We start from the raw sequence: 14,485 nt of genomic DNA on the forward strand, positions 1-14,485 counted from the left end.
GTGAGGCAGATGCGTGGCTTTGACAAAGAGTTTCAAAAAGAGGTAGAAGAGTACAAGAACAGCGACAATGGGACGCTCAACCAGACGACAAGCCGGGATCGGCACGACAAGATGGAAAAGAACGAAAGGCGTTTGGACTCCAATAACCGCTAAGCGAAGGCACAGGCGAAATGGAGCGTACGTCACGCCTCGCTTCGTTCCACTGTTCCGGCCGGGCAAAGTGTGGTAAGCTAACCCAATGTAAAGATTTTTTTGCCAGGAGGGTTTTTGTGAGTACCACGTTTGCTGACTTGCACATTGGAGAGCCGTTGCTTCACATATTGCAAGAACGAAAAATGAATACGCCGACACCCGTACAGGCGGCAGCGATTCCGGCGATACTGCAAGGCCAGGATGCGTTTGTCCAATCGCCGACCGGAACGGGCAAAACGTATGCCTATCTCTTGCCGATCCTGACGAAAGTGGATATGCAAAAAAAAGACGTACAGGCGATCGTCTTGGCCCCGACGCATGAGCTGGTGATGCAAATTGCCCGCGAAGCGGAGGGACTTTTGCCTGCCGCCCCAGGTGCGGTACAGCCGATAATCGGCGGAGTGGACGTCAAGCGCCAGGTGGAGAGGCTGAAAAAAAAGCCGATCCTGATCGTGGCGACACCGGGCAGATTGCTGGAGTTGATCGAGCAGCGGAAGCTGAAAGTGCACGAGGTCAAAACGGTCGTGGTGGACGAAGCCGACCGGATGCTTGATCCCGGTTTCGGGAAGCCGGTTCAGGAAGTGATGAAACGGACGCTTCGCAATACCCAGCGCCTGTTTTTCTCCGCGACGATTACCGATGAGTTGCTGAAGTTTGGCACTGACATGGCGAAGGAGGCGGCGGTCATCCGGGCTGATGCGCCGGAAGGAGGAGCAGGAGTTCTCCATATGTACCTGCTGACGGACCCGCGCAAAAAAGTCGATACGCTGCGTCGGCTGCTGCGTCTGGTCAACGTCCGTTCGTCGATGGTGTTCGTCAACCAGATCGACAAGGTGGAGGAAATCGTCGCCAAGCTGCAATACCATCATCTCGCCTGTCGTCTGCTGCACAGCGACGCGAGCAAGGAAGAGAGAGCCCATACGCTGCAGCAGTTCCGCGAGGGCGTCTTTCCCGTGCTGATCACGACAGATGTCTCCGCGCGAGGCATCGATATTCCCGAGGTAGAGTGTATCGTTCATTTTGATCCGGCGCCAGACGCCGATACGTATATTCACCGCAGTGGACGTACCGGGCGGATGGGCAGGGCTGGACTCGTCTTTTCCATCGTGACGAGCCAGGAGCTGTTTATCCTGCGCAAGTTCACCAAGCAGACGGGAATCGAGATTACGGAGAAGCAGATGTCGCATGGAACGCTGGAAGATCCGGGGAACATGCGGACCGGCAAACCGAGAGCTGTGCGCGAAAACAGCACAGCCTCAGGAAAAACGGCTCAACCGGGCAAGCGCGTACATAAGAAAGGGCGATTTGGAACAAAGTAGTCGGGTAAACCTGTTCATCCGAGGAGGGTTCCCATGCGCAAAGATCGCCTGGAAGAAGAGAGCTTGCTGGTAAACGGCCCTGTGGGTGGGGAAGTGCTGACAAAGGCAGAACGCCAGGTGCTTCGCCGCGATGCCCAGGAGCTGCAAAAGAAAATGGACGAGGCCAAGCAAGAGCCGATCGCGGAGTAGACCGCGAAAGCCAAAAAGAGCAGTGCTGCCGCTGGAAATGGAAATTGCCAGGGATGCGCTGCTCTTTTTCGTAGTGTTAGGCATGGACAGAGGAGTGCTGTAGATACGCGTCGAGGTCTGCCAGCCATTCCTGTACACTGGCGTAGCCTGGGTCGATTTGCAACAGCGATCGGATCATATTCCGGATCGCCGGAGTAAGGGAAAGCTCTTCTTCCCAGCTTCGCTCCACTGCGTCATCTGCTGCCGTATAGCTCGAGTACAAGAGGAACAAAAAGAAATGTCCTAGCGCGTACAAGTCGCTTGCGGGAGCGACTTCCCGCTTCAACTGCTTCTCCGGCGGATACACGCTCACATCCTCGACAGTATAGGTCGGAGCGTCACCGAGCCGCCGGGCGAGTCCAAAGTCGATCAGGTAGGGCTGTTCGTCCTTCCAGATGACGTTGGGGATACGCACATCCCGGTGGATGATGCCGTGGTCGTGCAAATAGGCAACGATTTCACCGAGTTTGCGCATGTAGCGAGCCGCTGTATATTCATCCAAGTGAATTTGTTCCTCGAACAAAATATCCTCCAGCGTCGGACCTGCGATATACGTCATCACGAGAAACGAATCATTGCGATAGGTAAAGGCATCCAGACAGCGGGGAATTTGTGGGTGAGACAGCTTCTCCAGCACATTCCGCTCGTATGCTTGCATTTCCTCGCCTTTGGGTGTGCGCCGCAGGCTTGGCCGCACTTGCTTGAGCACGAACAACTCCTGCTCTCCCTCGCGCCTTGCCAGATAGGCGATGCCGTAGCTGCCCAAGCCGAGTACCTTTTCAATACGGTAGGCGCCGATCTGCCTGCCCGGTTTGTAGGGGCGGTCGTATATCGTTTGCTGCCACCACGTCAGCAGTTGTTTCCACATGTCTCTTCTCCCCCCCGGGACTTATTGTACCACGGATCGTTTGAAAGACGACATGAGAGGCGGGAATGAAAAGCGTATTTTCCTGCACGCTTGACCTTTTGCGAAGCCGCATCCTGCGTTATAATCAGGTCGTCATAACAGATGGGAGCGGTAAGATGCATGAAATTTAACATCGACTGGTTAGCTTTTTTCCTGATTGAACAACCTGAACATGAAGACGCCCCCAAACAAGTGCGGATGAGCCGGTACATGGGGCATGACGAGTATGAGAAGAGCGAGCTGCGCACGTTTCTGGATGGCGAGTATGCGCGAATCGCCAAGCGAAAGGTAGAGCCCAATCCGAAAAGCGAAGGGGCTCCGACCAAGCTGGGGCAATTTGTGCTGGAGCCGGGACATCCCCTGGAGTCCAACCCCAATTACGCGCTGCTGCAACGACTGCTCGCAGCAGATACGCCGTCGGAGGGCAAGCAGCCGTGCCAGGAGCTGATTCAGTCCTACCTGCGCACGTCACAGGTGCGTGGCGGTGTGCTGATCGTCGTCAGGACGCGGCTGGAGCTTCTCGACGAGCGGTATGTATTCATCCTGAAATGCGACTTCGAGCAAAAAACAGCGGTGATTACAGATGAAAAAAGCCTGATCTCCAACGTGCAGATGGCGATTAACGCGAAAAACATGAAATCGCTGATGTATCCGTACATGATTGAATCAGGCATGAACGACCCGTACCACGTAAAAATCCATCAGTTTTCCCACGCCAAATATTTCGAGGAATTCCTGCGGTATATCGAATACCCGCAGACCGTCTCGCAACTGGTCGCCGAGGAAGTGATTTCACTGGCTCGCCAGCATATCCAGTTCCAGTATCCGGAAGAGTCGGAGGAGCGGCAGCGCGAAGAGGAAGCGATCGAGCTGATTGCCGCAAGCCCCAAGCGCGAGCTTTCCGAGAAGTGGGAGCATGACACTGTCATGGAAGCGATGCAGATCATCACCGATCGCCAGCCCGAGGTCGAGCTGAAATTCAAGCTGGATCACATGCAGGTTCGCGCGCTTCTCGCCGATTATGGCTCCAGCCTGCACATCGCCAAGGTCAACGGCAGGTATCTGATCCTTCTGGAAGGCGAGATGCTGCAATTCGAACGCGGGGTGTCTCCGGTGGAGTTCGTCAAGCCAAAATCGTTGGCAGAGGTCGTACGGGAACTGGAAAATCGAAGTCCGCGGAGTGTGTCGGCAAGCGAAGTTGCGGCAGCGGACGAGGCAGGGGAGAAGCCGCCCTGGGAATGAGGAGGTAACAGCATGGAAGAGACAAAGAACAATACGCATCCGGGCGATGGAAACCGGTCTTTGCCGGGGCAGGAGCAGCACGTATATCCTGTGTTGCGCCACGCCAGTCTGGTGAAGCAGAACCCGAAGCGCTGGGTGACGCGGCCGCATACGGCTGATACCGTCATCATGTACGCGCTGGATCAGGGTACCGGGTACATACTGATCGAGCAGCGTATGCTGGAGGAGGCGGGATGGTCGGCAGAGCACCTGCATGAGCGGGCCATGCACAATCTCGGACAGCTGCCCTTTGCGGTCAAAACACAGGAAATCGGGCCCAACCGGATTCATTTTATCAGCCCGCCGGATGGTTACGCCGCAAGCCGAATCTTGTTGACGAACCTGCTCGACGAATTTGAACAAAGGAAGCAAGGGGATTCCTTGGGGGTAGCGATCCCCCATCAGGATGTGCTGATCGTCGCCGATTTGACAGGGAAGACAGGGGCCCAACTGCTGGCGCGCCTCACCTACGATTTTGCTTCCAAAGGGCAGGTGCCGATCAGCGTTCTGCCGTTTTTCTGGGAAAATGGGGAGTTGACGCCGTTTCTGGCGGTATGAAAAAAAGCATATGGCTGGATGTGTGTTCGTAGACTTGGGGGGAAGCGACCCAAGTCTTTTTTGCTGTTTAGATGAAATCGTCGATTTGGGGCAAAACAGCCTGACCTATCTTGCCTCGTCTGGCTCTTCCATAAACCACAAAATGTGGGTGCATCTTTGGCAAATCAAGATCGTGGCATTTTTGTTGGCCCAATCGAATCCGAGAAAAGTCGCTCCCCTTGAATTCAGTTGCCGAAAGTCCTTGTCAAACCGGGTATGTTTGCAACAAGGGCAGGTAATCGTTTGATCTGCTGCTTTGTATTGCATATTCATCATCCTCTCTTTAATCGTTCATACGAATACAGGTCCGCAAATGTTTCATAAAAAGGGAAAACGGCAGTCTGGGGAACCGATGTGCCCAAACTGCCGCTTGTTTGCTTGCAGATGAAAACTGCGAACGCTCGTTTCCTTTTACGAAAACAGGGAGACGAGCTTCACGCCGGACTCGATCCAGTGCAGCGCACGAACGTAGGAGTCGGTATCAATCGTCGGCAAATCGGCTGGTTGATCTACTGTCTCCAGCCATTTGGGGTCGCGGAACCAGTCGAATCCGTCAGCAGGCGCATGCTCGACGTCGGGCCAGGCGTGAGAGAGAGCGGGGCTGTAGAGCTTTGCTCTGCCCTCCCGCAGCTCTGCCCCGTGAAGGCGTAATTCGTATTTCACATCCGCCGCCGGTTCCGCAGCATTTTGGGCGTGGGGTGTAAACAGATGCGGCCAGTAGTCCGCGCGAGAACCGGTATGGGGAATACGGTACGCAAACTGGCAGATGCGTGCCAGCCGCGCGTCATCCTCGTAGAGCAAGCCGTACAAGGTCTTGCCGATGGCGATCCGCTGTTCCACTGTAGGAAAGTCGTGGACGTTCAAGCCGACGAGCTGAAAACGCTTGTCCGTCGCATGTGCCTTGAAGGGGAAAAGTACCTGGTTTAAGGAAAAGGCGGATTGCGCCAAGAAAGCGAGCGAGGAGAAGATCCGGTGTACCGTGTACGGCTTCTGGGCTACTCGTTGCTCGATGTACTGCTGCTCATTGACGATCAAGGCGCGAGTCAGGCGCGCGCTGTCTTTTGTGCTCAAAAACGCCTGCCAAAAGCCGTGCATGAACGACGAGACGCCTAGCGGAGCCAAGAGCGAGGTTAAATCCTCTCCTGTTTCCTTCATCTTCGCATACAGCAGGAGCTGTGGATACGCATCGTAAAAAATCAGCCAGTTGCACCGTTCCAAAAACCAGAAATACGAGGCGATCGAGGGCTCGTCCAGCAGGATCGGCAGCCACTCGCCTTTCAGGTCTGTCATGTTCCAGCCTCCGTTGCGCGAGACCAGATGAGCGAGCAGTGCCCAGTGGATTTCCGGGTACTGGCGATAAAAGCGGAGGTATGCTTCTGTCCGTGTCACGTTGTTGCGATTGGCGGTTGCAGTTTGCCGCCTGATTTCTGCGACCAGTGATGTAGTTTCGGCAGTAGTCGATTTCATCTGTCCCTCATTCCCGTTTTCAAGCTTGTATGTAGCCAACTGGAGCAAAAAAGCAGGTCCTCTTCTGACCCGCTTTCCGTTACCCGATCATTTCCAGTACGAGGAGGCGAACGAGCAGTTTTTCCTTCGCTTCCTCCCATGTTTCACCGCATATCACGACATGCTCCGATTGAAATTCTGCCTCGGCGATGTAGACTCCGTCTCGTTCATAGATTTTCATTGCAGATCGTCCCTTTCGATGCCTTTCAAGCAGTGTATGCTATGATAGGAGAAAAGATGCATACAAAACGAAAAAAATCAGCATGTAAAGGGTGAAACAAAATGGACATCCAGGTGACAGAGACTGCCCGCGAAAGGCTTGAGACTTTGGCAGGAAATGAGGAAAAAACCGTGCGCATTAACGGCGAACTGGTCGGGGGGTGTGGAATGACAGTGGAGTATTTCCTCTGGTGGGATGAAATTTTGCCTGGTGATCTGAAGGTAAGCCATGACCGTTTGACCTTTGTTGTGGATAAAGAGACGAGGGAGTACATCGGGACGGATACGCTGAAGATCGATTTTCATCCACAGCAGGGCTTCCGCCTGATTACTCCCCAGCAAATTCTCGCCTACGGCCTTGCTATCAAGGACCGTTGGGCGTAGTGTTACTTTGGTACGAATTGCAGAATAAAGGCGAGGATACCCGCAGCGATCAAGGGTCCCACGGGCACACCACGGAAAAAGGTAACGCCGACGATCGTGCCCAGAAGCAGACCGGTGACGACCAGCGGGTTGCTCGTCATCAGGGCTGTGCCTCTGCCGCCGAGGTATGCGACGAAGATCCCGATCGCGATCGCCAGCACAGTTTGCCAGTGGGTGAAAATCTGCACAAAACTTTCCGGCTTGATTTTTCCGCTGGCAAGCGGGGCGAGCACACCGATGGTCAGGACGATAATGCCGACCTGCAAACCGTATTGTTCGAGGTATGGAAAAGCGCGTTCAAAATTCAGCAGTCTGCATAAGAGCAAAATGGCGACGGCAATGGAGACGGTCGGATTGTCGCCGACGATGCCCAACGCCAGGAGAACGAGTAAAATCAGATTGATCATGTCCATGGTACGGTTTCTCTCTTTCTATTGTTTCTTCTATATAGTATGGCGATTGAGACCGGGTTCATCTGAGAGTGAGACGAGTAAATCGATGGGAACGCGTCTATTATTCGGAATGTTTCGGCGCTTTGGAGCAGCCGGGCAAAACAAAATCCGGCCCAGCGAGGTCGTAGGACCGGTTTGTCCTTTTTATATCCAAAGCTCCAGCATGCCTACAGGAAAACCGACTGCCTCGCTGGAGTCGGGGAAGCGTCCCCAGGCAAAGACTCCGTTGAAATATTCAATCGTAAACGGCTGATCGTGATCGGGCACACTATACTTCCCGCCGATACGAAACTCATCGGTGCCTAAATAGTACGATTTTGCCATAAAGTATTTTTGCTGAACAATAGCGAGCTGGGACTCATCCCCAGACTTTTGGATTTCTGCTGCCTGTTGGCGGAGACGCTCCATCTCTTCCTGAAGCTCTGCCAAGGTCATTTGACTGTATAAACGCACGGTGCTGCCCTCCTTTCGACAGTTTTCATTGTAGCAGAAGACAGGGGAAAAGGCGATTCGTGGAGAAATTCTTGTCAGAGGGGGGACTTGCGTAATGACGCGATTTGACTTGAGTGGTAAAACAGCGATTGTGACCGGAGCCGGCAGAGGGATCGGTCGGGCGCTGGCGATTGGATTGGCAGAGGCAGGGGCGCAGGTAGCAGTGGTCGCCCGCAGCGCTGCCGATTTGCAGGAAACAGTGAGCGAGATCGAGAAGGCGGGGGGCAAGGCGCATGCCATCGTAGCCGATTTGACAGCTTCCGATGCAGCCCAGCAGGTCGTGGACAAAACGCTGGAAACGCTTGGAGGCCTGCATATTCTGGTGAACAACGCGGGCATGAACATCCGCAAAAAGGCGCATGAAGTGGCAGAGGAAGACTGGGATCGTGTCGTCGATCTCAATCTGAAGGCGACCTTCCGGCTTTCCCAGGCAGCGGGTGCCATCATGTGCGAGCAAAAATACGGGCGAATCATCAATATCGCTTCGGTAGCAGGGCTGGTTGCCTTGCGCACAGGTGTTGCCTACGGCGCCAGCAAAGCGGGGGTGATCCAGATGACACGCGTGCTCGCCCTTGAATGGAGCAGACACGGTGTAAACGTGAATGCAATCGCGCCCTGGTACTTTAAGACGCCGCTGACAGAAGGCTTGCTTCGCGACGAGGCATTTTTGCAGGAAGTATTGCAACGCACTCCGAGCGGGCGAATCGGGGAACTGGAGGATCTGGTCGGTCCGGCGATTTTCCTCGCTTCTGACGCTGCTGCCTACATATCCGGCCAAACGATCGCAGTAGATGGCGGGATGTCCATCTACGGATTCTAGGGGATAGCAATGCGAGGCGTTCATATGCAAAAAAAATGGGGCTGTCTGCCACGTCATGTGGAGACAGCCCCAAGCAATTGGGGGTGATTGGGAAAAGAAACGATCGGAGGAAACTGGCTTTGCTCTCACCCAAAACCAGGAACTCCCGCATCTCTATCGTCAAAGCGAAGAGAATGATAATCGGGTACTTTCCCAACACGTTGAAAAAGAGCTTACTCGTCTACCATACCACAAAAAAAATGAAGTGTGGGTTAAACAAAAATAAAGTAATCTTAAATAATTATTTGGCAAACGTATGGTTTGCAATGCTCACGGTCTGCTTTCTCGTCCAGATCCATTTTGAAGTTGCTGTCTTTGGATTGAAGAAGTAGAGCGAGCCGTGTGTCGGATCATTTCCCTGCAAAGCCTCCAGGACAGCTTTGCGCGCTGTCTCATTCGTCTTTGTGGGAAGTTGCCCGTTTCGTACGGGTGAAAACGCGTTGGGAGCAAAAATAACCTCCCGTACGGTAGACGGAAATCCCGGAGATGCTACCCGATTCAATACGACGGCGGCAATGGCTACTTGCCCCTCGTATGGTTCTCCCCGGCCTTCCGCATATACTAACCGGGCCAGCAGTTCGATTTCCCGTTCAGACACTTTCACCTGACCGTTGCGGGCAACTGTGCGCAGTTCGTCCCGGCTTGTCTGGACGCTCTGGCGTTGCGTATGTACCGCAGTCGTCGAGGCATTTGGCATGGATTTCAATTCTTCCTTTGCTTGCGATACAGTCGGCACGGCAGGTCCGGCATGCTTGACGGCCTGCGGTGCTGTAGCACTCGTCGGTGAGACAAACAAATAGAACATCATCAGCAGAAAACTGTTGATATAGAAGAAAAAGCGCAACTGCGCTTCGCGTGAAATCATTCTTTCGAACCACTCCTTTTCGCTCTTTGCAGAGAATCGTTGCGGAAGCGAATCGGGCTATCTGCAAGTGTAGCGGTTCGTCTGATAAAACGCAACAGGAAAATGAATCCGCAGAACTATTTTCTTGTTCAGAAAATGCCGATCAATAGGAAAAAAGAATTGTTTTTGTAAATAACTTGAAAAAAACACCACCGAACTCGGTGGTGTCAGATTGCAGACAAACTCCCTCGCTGAACGAACAGCAGAGGGAGTTTGTTTAATAATTTGATGAAAATACCGAAGGTGTTTTGATCGTTCACCTTTTGGCGACCTGATTTCCATAGCCAGGTCGCCATTTTTTTCAAGTTCATGGCAGCGAAAACAAGCATCGCCTGCATCGTGACCTTCTCCAGTCCTCGTAAGGTCGTCCAACGCATGCCATGCTTTTCCTTCATATCAGCGAATACACGTTCAATCGTTTCTTTCCGTTTGCTATAGATTTGTTTGTTTTCCTCGGTATGCCGGAGGTGGTCTACCTCTTCGAGGTAATCAGCCCAGATGTGGCGACTCACTCTCTTTGTGTAGTCTTTACTTTCCGTGCATTGTTTCAAGAACGGACAACTTCGGCAAACTTGAGAATTTGATCGATAGATACGGTACCCATCCTTGTTTGTTGTCTCATATGTTAAGATTTGCTCGTTCGGGCAGATGTAGCAGTCGAAATATTCATCATACACATATTCGTGCTTTTTAAAAAAACCTTCTTTGGTGCGTGGTCTTGTGTAGGGCATAACGGGGCGAATCTGGTCATCAAGGAGTGTTTTACTGATGTAAGGCGTCTTGTATCCCGAGTCCACTGCCACAGCTTGAGGCTGTGCAAACGTCTTTCGCACTTGATTCAAAACATCCTCAAAAACCTGACTGTCATGCACATTGCCTGGCGTTACCTTGGCACCAAGCACAAATCCATTTCGATCACATGCTGTATGAAAACTATAAGCAAATACACGTTCCTTTTCCCCTTTTACAAACAATCCGCAATCCGGGTCAGTTGTGCTGACTTTCACCTCCTTCTTCGAAGTTTCTGTCTTTTTTTCAAGGGGCTTCTTTCCATGTGCAATACGATCCTGATTGATTTCTTCGTCCAGCAGCTCTTGATATTTCTTCGCTTGTTCTTCAACGATTTCTTTCACGTATTTATGCTTATTCGCACTGGCTTTTACATGCGTAGCATCAATGAAAAGCACATCAGGCTTCACGAATCCATGATGAACCGCCTCCTCCAATATTCGAAGGAAGATCGACTCGAAGAGTTGAGTATCCCGAAAACGGCGAACATAGTTCTTGCCTAGGGTCGTGAAATGGGGAATGGGCTGACTGAAATCATAGCCAATAAACCACCGATAGGCAACATTGGTTTCGATCTCTTTAATCGTTTGTCGCATGGAACGAATTCCAAAAATATATTGGATGAAAGCAATTTTAACTAAGACTACAGGGTCAACACTGGGTCTGCCATTGTCATGACAGTAGAGGCTTTCCACCAAGTCATAGATGAACGAAAAGTCGATTGCATTTTCAATTTTTCTTACGAGATGATCTTCTGGCACCAACTCATCTAGCGAGAATGCAGATATCTGATAACGCCCTTCGGCCTCTTGCTTATTAAGCATAATGCCACCTCTAAAAAATAACTTTTGAAAACGTAACATGTTCTATATTCAACAAAAAAGCCTGCAGACCCTGTTCCTTACGGAACTTTGTCTACAGGCTGACACCACCGAACTCGGTGGTGTTTTCCATCCTTGCGTTTCCTGACGAAAGGTTACTTCTCCGTAATCGTAATCGTCTTGATCGTTACCGGTTCCTGTGGCATGCTTTCCTCATTGGTTTGCGGATTGACCTTTACAGGAACGGATTCGATTTTTTGCACGACATCGAGGCCGGAGACGACCTTCCCGAAGATCGTGTAGTTCGGAATGTGTTTGAGGTTCTCCACGTTTTTGCCGGAGCCGATAAAGAACTGGCTGCCGTTTGTGTTTGCGCCTGCATTTGCCATTGCAACCACGCCTACTTCGTATTCATGTCCGTTGTTCAATTCATCTTCGAACGTGTAGCCGGGGCCACCGATCCCCGTACCGAGCGGATCACCGGTTTGAATCATAAAGTTTTTGACGACCCGGTGGAAGGTCAGATTGTCGTAGTAGTTGTCTTTGGCGAGAAAGACGAAGTTATTTACTGCAAGGGGAGCATCTTTGGCAAACAGGTCGATGGTAATATCGCCCATGCTTGTCGAGATCGTCGCTTGGTACGTCTTGTTCGGATCAATTTGCATCTCCGGCGGCTGATCGTACTTTTTCTCACCTGTTGGACCAGGTGGTTGAGCCGGTTCTTTGGAGTCCTGCTGGTTGGCAGGAGGATTTGTTGTTTGATCGGGTGCTGGTTCTTCGGCAGTATTGGAACAACCGGCGACCAAGGCAATGGCAGTCAGGCAGGCAAACATGGTGGTAAGCAGTTTTTTCATCTCTGCACCTTCCTTTGCTCATAAGCTAGTATGATACGGATTCGAATTATAGCAAATCCGAAAGAAAAAAGCCAATCGTCTATTTTTTTTGTACGGAGTCGTGCTAAGATGTAAGAAAAGGTCACAAGGGTGAGCGAAATGGGAGAAAGATTCGAGACAAAAACCGTACATATCGGCCATGAACCTCTTCGTCAGGTCACGAGCAAATCCACCCCGATTTACCAAACTTCTGTATTTGCATTCCAGGGCTTGGAGGAAGTGGAGCAATTTTACACAGGTCATGGGGAGTACCTGTACACGCGCAACGGAAACCCCAACCAGACCGAGCTTGCAAACGCCATCACGAAGTTGGAGCAGGCGGAGGACGGCGTCAGTGCCGCATCGGGGATGGGGGCGATCATGGCTGGCGTGCTCGCTGTTGTGAAACCGGGCGACCATATTCTCGCCTCGCACGAAATCTACGGGGGAACATACGCCCTGCTCGACAAGGAGCTGTCCCGTCTGGGGATCGAGCTGGAGTGCATCAATCTGAACGAACTGACGTCGCTGGACGGACATATTCGACCGAACACACGTCTGTTCTACATGGAGACGATTACGAACCCGCTGTTGACGGTGGCTGACATGCCGGGCTGGGTGCAGCAGGCCAAGCAAGCGGGGCTGACGGTGATGATTGACAATACATTTGCAACGCCATACCTGGTTCAGCCTCTGACATTGGGGGCTGACTTGGTGGTGCACAGCGCGACGAAGTACATCGGCGGCCACAGCGATGCGACTGCCGGAGTGCTCGTCGGCAAAAAGGAGTTGGTCCAGCGAGCGCGGGAAATTGTCGTCAATTACGGTGCTTCGCTCAGCCCGTTCGAAGCGTGGATTACGTCGCGCGGACTCAAGACGCTCGCCTTGCGGATGGAGCGCCAGTGCGACAATGCCCGGGAAGTGGCCGCTTTTTTGCGAGAGCATCCGGCTGTGGGGCGCGTCTATTACCCGAGTGAAGCAGACGTCCACTTTTTTGCCCGAAAAAAGCAAGGAGCGATGCTTTCCTTCTGCCTTGCTGACGAGAGCAGGATTTACGATTTTTACCGCAAGCTCGACTGGATCAAGTTCGCGCCTTCATTGGCGGGCGTGGAAACCTCGGTCTCCCATCCTGTCACGACCTCGCATCGCGCCTTTAGCGAGGAACAGCGCCTCGCCAGCGGTATTACAATGGGATTGGTGCGCCTGTCTGTGGGAATCGAAGCGGTGGAAGACATCGTAGCCGAACTGGATCGGGCACTTTCCTAGATCATCCGAGGTCCGCAGCCACAAGTTGGAAGAACGGCCAGCTTCGTGTATCATAAGGGAATGTGCGAATAAGGGAGGTTGTACGATGAGTTCACAGGAAGAAGTACAGGTGATCGATTTTGAAGAACTGCTGCGGTTTATCGAAAAACGTCTCGCATCCGCCGGCAAGTATGTAAGACGGGAAGACATCATCACCATCTTGCAGGCAGAGGAAGCATTTTTGATGGAAAAAGGTGTATTGCAGGAGTACAGTGAATAAAGACTTGAGATGAATACGGTGTCCCCGAGGTAGCGAAGACTACTTGGTGCGGACACCTTTTTCAATGATACAGGGACCGCGAAGCAGTTGCATGACCGGGCATTTCCATTCGGCATCCAAGCTGTTGCAGGGACAAGGGTCGGTATACAATAGCCTGTTTGCGCCCACCGGAAAAAAACGGTATGATGAAGTACGAAAAGCCAAAATGTATATGAGGACGTGAACGCATTGACAGATGAAAACAAGGATCTTGAGCTGGGCGATTTGATCACTCTGGATGACGAAAATGGGGAGCCGTTGGGTGATTTTGAGGTAATCGCGCTGTTTGAGTTGAACGGAAAGGAATACATCGCCTTGACGGAAGCGGTTGAAGACGAAGAGAGCGAAGAAGAGCTGGAGGAAGAAGTCGACATTTTCGTTTTCCAGATCGACGGCGGAGAGATGGTACCGCTGGAAGATGATGAAGAAGATGCTGTTTACGTGAAGCTGAATGAAGTGCTGGAAGGCATCGAACTGGTGAAAGACGGCGAATAAGCCATAAGCGAAAAAGAAAGGTGCGGTCGCGATTGCTGCCGCACCTTCTTGTTTCTTTTTGTACAGATCGGGATGCTGTTACTGGACAGGTGGAACATCCTGCATGCCGATGATGTCATCGCGCAGGTCGCGGACGACGAGGATACAGGTGTAATCGGTATCTTCCAGGCGGGAGACGAGCATATCCCGTTCGTCTTTGGCGAACCCGAGTTTGGCCAGGCGTTTACGCAGTTCTTCCGCACCATTGGCAATGAAGTTCGCTTTGCTGTCGAGATCGCCGACGGCACCGTCCGGATGGGTACGGAACTTGTAAAAAAAGCTGCGCTGGTTCGATTCGTTTCTATCGGTATCGAGCTTGAGCACCCAGATGTCGTCTTTGTGATAACCGGAAGAATTGAGCGCCTCGATATCGGATACGAGCTCCTGGTCGTAGTGATGGAATTTGACAAAAGGACTGGTTGTGCCGATCAAGCTGTTACCCCCTTTTTCCATTGCGTTTTCTTGCCTTTTTAGGGTTCCCTGCTGCTTCGCGTGTAATGTTGGGAAATGAATGCAATGGAAAGAA

Annotated in this window: 19 protein-coding genes; 10 read left to right on the forward strand and 9 right to left on the reverse strand. The window is 52.1% G+C overall.

Going from position 1 to position 14,485, the window contains the following annotated elements; all coding sequences use genetic code 11:
• The first annotated feature begins 9 nt into the window (after nt 1–9).
• The 3 genes from ACAF76_RS09405 to ACAF76_RS09415 all read left to right on the forward strand — a co-directional run bounded on the left by ACAF76_RS09405 (nt 10) and on the right by ACAF76_RS09415 (nt 1,700).
• Nucleotides 10–153 carry a hypothetical protein gene (locus ACAF76_RS09405; RefSeq protein WP_400163490.1) on the forward strand — a complete coding sequence of 48 codons (144 nt, stop codon included), beginning with the start codon at nt 10–12 and terminating at the stop codon, nt 151–153.
• A 116-nt stretch (nt 154–269) separates the two neighbouring features.
• The gene (locus ACAF76_RS09410; protein ID WP_400163491.1) at nt 270–1,511 is read left to right on the forward strand and encodes a DEAD/DEAH box helicase; all 1,242 of its coding nucleotides are present in this window, start codon (nt 270–272) and stop codon (nt 1,509–1,511) included.
• A 33-nt stretch (nt 1,512–1,544) separates the two neighbouring features.
• Nucleotides 1,545–1,700: a hypothetical protein gene (locus tag ACAF76_RS09415; protein WP_400163492.1), complete on the forward strand. Its 156-nt coding sequence runs from the start codon at nt 1,545–1,547 to the stop codon at nt 1,698–1,700.
• Between the two features lie 76 nt (nt 1,701–1,776).
• Here ACAF76_RS09415 and ACAF76_RS09420 read toward each other — a convergent pair whose 3' ends face one another.
• Entirely contained in the window at nt 1,777–2,607 is an 831-nt protein-coding gene (locus tag ACAF76_RS09420; RefSeq protein WP_400163493.1) for a serine/threonine protein kinase, read from the reverse strand.
• Between the two features lie 159 nt (nt 2,608–2,766).
• On the opposite strand from ACAF76_RS09420, the gene ACAF76_RS09425 reads away from it, so the two are divergent.
• Together ACAF76_RS09425 and ACAF76_RS09430 are read left to right on the forward strand one after the other, a co-directional pair.
• Nucleotides 2,767–3,888 carry a DUF3900 domain-containing protein gene (locus ACAF76_RS09425; protein ID WP_400163494.1) on the forward strand — a complete coding sequence of 374 codons (1,122 nt, stop codon included), beginning with the start codon at nt 2,767–2,769 and terminating at the stop codon, nt 3,886–3,888.
• Between the two features lie 12 nt (nt 3,889–3,900).
• Nucleotides 3,901–4,485, forward strand: coding sequence for a DUF1444 family protein (locus tag ACAF76_RS09430; protein WP_400163495.1), 585 nt, complete (start codon nt 3,901–3,903; stop codon nt 4,483–4,485).
• A 450-nt stretch (nt 4,486–4,935) separates the two neighbouring features.
• Here the strand turns inward: ACAF76_RS09430 and ACAF76_RS09435 are convergent, their stop codons facing one another.
• Both ACAF76_RS09435 and ACAF76_RS09440 read right to left on the reverse strand, forming a co-directional pair.
• Nucleotides 4,936–5,991 (reverse strand): DUF2515 family protein, encoded by a 1,056-nt coding sequence (locus ACAF76_RS09435; RefSeq protein WP_400163496.1) that lies wholly within the window; start codon nt 5,989–5,991, stop codon nt 4,936–4,938.
• Nucleotides 5,992–6,070: 79 nt separating this feature from the next.
• Nucleotides 6,071–6,211: a hypothetical protein gene (locus tag ACAF76_RS09440; protein ID WP_400163497.1), complete on the reverse strand. Its 141-nt coding sequence runs from the start codon at nt 6,209–6,211 to the stop codon at nt 6,071–6,073.
• Nucleotides 6,212–6,312: 101 nt separating this feature from the next.
• Between ACAF76_RS09440 and ACAF76_RS09445 the strand changes: the two genes are divergently transcribed.
• Entirely contained in the window at nt 6,313–6,633 is a 321-nt protein-coding gene (locus ACAF76_RS09445) for an iron-sulfur cluster biosynthesis family protein (protein WP_400163498.1), read from the forward strand.
• A gap of 2 nt (nt 6,634–6,635) precedes the next feature.
• On the opposite strand, the gene ACAF76_RS09450 is transcribed toward ACAF76_RS09445, so the two are convergent.
• Nucleotides 6,636–7,085 carry a DUF441 domain-containing protein gene (locus ACAF76_RS09450; protein ID WP_400163499.1) on the reverse strand — a complete coding sequence of 150 codons (450 nt, stop codon included), beginning with the start codon at nt 7,083–7,085 and terminating at the stop codon, nt 6,636–6,638.
• A gap of 183 nt (nt 7,086–7,268) precedes the next feature.
• On the reverse strand, nt 7,269–7,577 hold the full coding sequence (locus tag ACAF76_RS09455; RefSeq protein WP_400163500.1) for a YfhH family protein: 309 nt from the start codon (nt 7,575–7,577) through the stop codon (nt 7,269–7,271).
• Nucleotides 7,578–7,671: 94 nt separating this feature from the next.
• On the opposite strand from ACAF76_RS09455, the gene ACAF76_RS09460 reads away from it, so the two are divergent.
• Complete coding sequence (locus ACAF76_RS09460; RefSeq protein ID WP_400163501.1) at nt 7,672–8,436, forward strand: SDR family NAD(P)-dependent oxidoreductase; 765 nt, start codon at nt 7,672–7,674, stop codon at nt 8,434–8,436.
• A 280-nt stretch (nt 8,437–8,716) separates the two neighbouring features.
• Here the strand turns inward: ACAF76_RS09460 and ACAF76_RS09465 are convergent, their stop codons facing one another.
• From ACAF76_RS09465 to ACAF76_RS09475, 3 genes are all read right to left on the reverse strand, one after another.
• On the reverse strand, nt 8,717–9,340 hold the full coding sequence (locus ACAF76_RS09465; protein ID WP_400163502.1) for a cell wall hydrolase: 624 nt from the start codon (nt 9,338–9,340) through the stop codon (nt 8,717–8,719).
• A 206-nt stretch (nt 9,341–9,546) separates the two neighbouring features.
• Entirely contained in the window at nt 9,547–10,992 is a 1,446-nt protein-coding gene (locus ACAF76_RS09470; RefSeq protein ID WP_400162161.1) for an IS1182 family transposase, read from the reverse strand.
• A 152-nt stretch (nt 10,993–11,144) separates the two neighbouring features.
• Entirely contained in the window at nt 11,145–11,843 is a 699-nt protein-coding gene (locus ACAF76_RS09475) for a peptidylprolyl isomerase (protein WP_421617685.1), read from the reverse strand.
• A 138-nt stretch (nt 11,844–11,981) separates the two neighbouring features.
• On the opposite strand from ACAF76_RS09475, the gene ACAF76_RS09480 reads away from it, so the two are divergent.
• The 3 genes from ACAF76_RS09480 (at nt 11,982) to ACAF76_RS09490 (ending at nt 13,920) form a co-directional block, all read left to right on the forward strand.
• Entirely contained in the window at nt 11,982–13,127 is a 1,146-nt protein-coding gene (locus ACAF76_RS09480) for a trans-sulfuration enzyme family protein (protein ID WP_421617686.1), read from the forward strand.
• 85 nt (nt 13,128–13,212) lie between these two features.
• On the forward strand, nt 13,213–13,386 hold the full coding sequence (locus ACAF76_RS09485) for a hypothetical protein (RefSeq protein WP_421617687.1): 174 nt from the start codon (nt 13,213–13,215) through the stop codon (nt 13,384–13,386).
• A gap of 228 nt (nt 13,387–13,614) precedes the next feature.
• Entirely contained in the window at nt 13,615–13,920 is a 306-nt protein-coding gene (locus ACAF76_RS09490) for a DUF1292 domain-containing protein (RefSeq protein WP_421617901.1), read from the forward strand.
• Nucleotides 13,921–13,998: 78 nt separating this feature from the next.
• Here the strand turns inward: ACAF76_RS09490 and ACAF76_RS09495 are convergent, their stop codons facing one another.
• Entirely contained in the window at nt 13,999–14,391 is a 393-nt protein-coding gene (locus ACAF76_RS09495; protein ID WP_421617688.1) for a general stress protein, read from the reverse strand.
• Nucleotides 14,392–14,485: the final 94 nt, after the last annotated feature.

This window comes from Brevibacillus sp. TJ4, assembly GCF_044627595.2.
Taxonomy (GTDB): domain Bacteria; phylum Bacillota; class Bacilli; order Brevibacillales; family Brevibacillaceae; genus Brevibacillus.

What these genes read in the sequence shown, in the direction of transcription:
- ACAF76_RS09415 (WP_400163492.1), top strand. Translation starts at nt 1,545, where the DNA reads ATGCGCAAAGATCGCCTGGAAGAAGAGAGCTTGCTGGTAAACGGCCCT.
- ACAF76_RS09440 (WP_400163497.1), bottom strand. Translation starts at nt 6,211, where the DNA reads ATGAAAATCTATGAACGAGACGGAGTCTACATCGCCGAGGCAGAATTT.
- ACAF76_RS09485 (WP_421617687.1), top strand. Translation starts at nt 13,213, where the DNA reads ATGAGTTCACAGGAAGAAGTACAGGTGATCGATTTTGAAGAACTGCTG.
- ACAF76_RS09435 (WP_400163496.1), bottom strand. Translation starts at nt 5,991, where the DNA reads ATGAAATCGACTACTGCCGAAACTACATCACTGGTCGCAGAAATCAGG.
- ACAF76_RS09430 (WP_400163495.1), top strand. Translation starts at nt 3,901, where the DNA reads ATGGAAGAGACAAAGAACAATACGCATCCGGGCGATGGAAACCGGTCT.
- ACAF76_RS09425 (WP_400163494.1), top strand. Translation starts at nt 2,767, where the DNA reads ATGAAATTTAACATCGACTGGTTAGCTTTTTTCCTGATTGAACAACCT.
- ACAF76_RS09450 (WP_400163499.1), bottom strand. Translation starts at nt 7,085, where the DNA reads ATGGACATGATCAATCTGATTTTACTCGTTCTCCTGGCGTTGGGCATC.
- ACAF76_RS09420 (WP_400163493.1), bottom strand. Translation starts at nt 2,607, where the DNA reads ATGTGGAAACAACTGCTGACGTGGTGGCAGCAAACGATATACGACCGC.
- ACAF76_RS09405 (WP_400163490.1), top strand. Translation starts at nt 10, where the DNA reads ATGCGTGGCTTTGACAAAGAGTTTCAAAAAGAGGTAGAAGAGTACAAG.
- ACAF76_RS09475 (WP_421617685.1), bottom strand. Translation starts at nt 11,843, where the DNA reads ATGAAAAAACTGCTTACCACCATGTTTGCCTGCCTGACTGCCATTGCC.
- ACAF76_RS09465 (WP_400163502.1), bottom strand. Translation starts at nt 9,340, where the DNA reads ATGATTTCACGCGAAGCGCAGTTGCGCTTTTTCTTCTATATCAACAGT.
- ACAF76_RS09445 (WP_400163498.1), top strand. Translation starts at nt 6,313, where the DNA reads ATGGACATCCAGGTGACAGAGACTGCCCGCGAAAGGCTTGAGACTTTG.
- ACAF76_RS09460 (WP_400163501.1), top strand. Translation starts at nt 7,672, where the DNA reads ATGACGCGATTTGACTTGAGTGGTAAAACAGCGATTGTGACCGGAGCC.
- ACAF76_RS09480 (WP_421617686.1), top strand. Translation starts at nt 11,982, where the DNA reads ATGGGAGAAAGATTCGAGACAAAAACCGTACATATCGGCCATGAACCT.
- ACAF76_RS09470 (WP_400162161.1), bottom strand. Translation starts at nt 10,992, where the DNA reads ATGCTTAATAAGCAAGAGGCCGAAGGGCGTTATCAGATATCTGCATTC.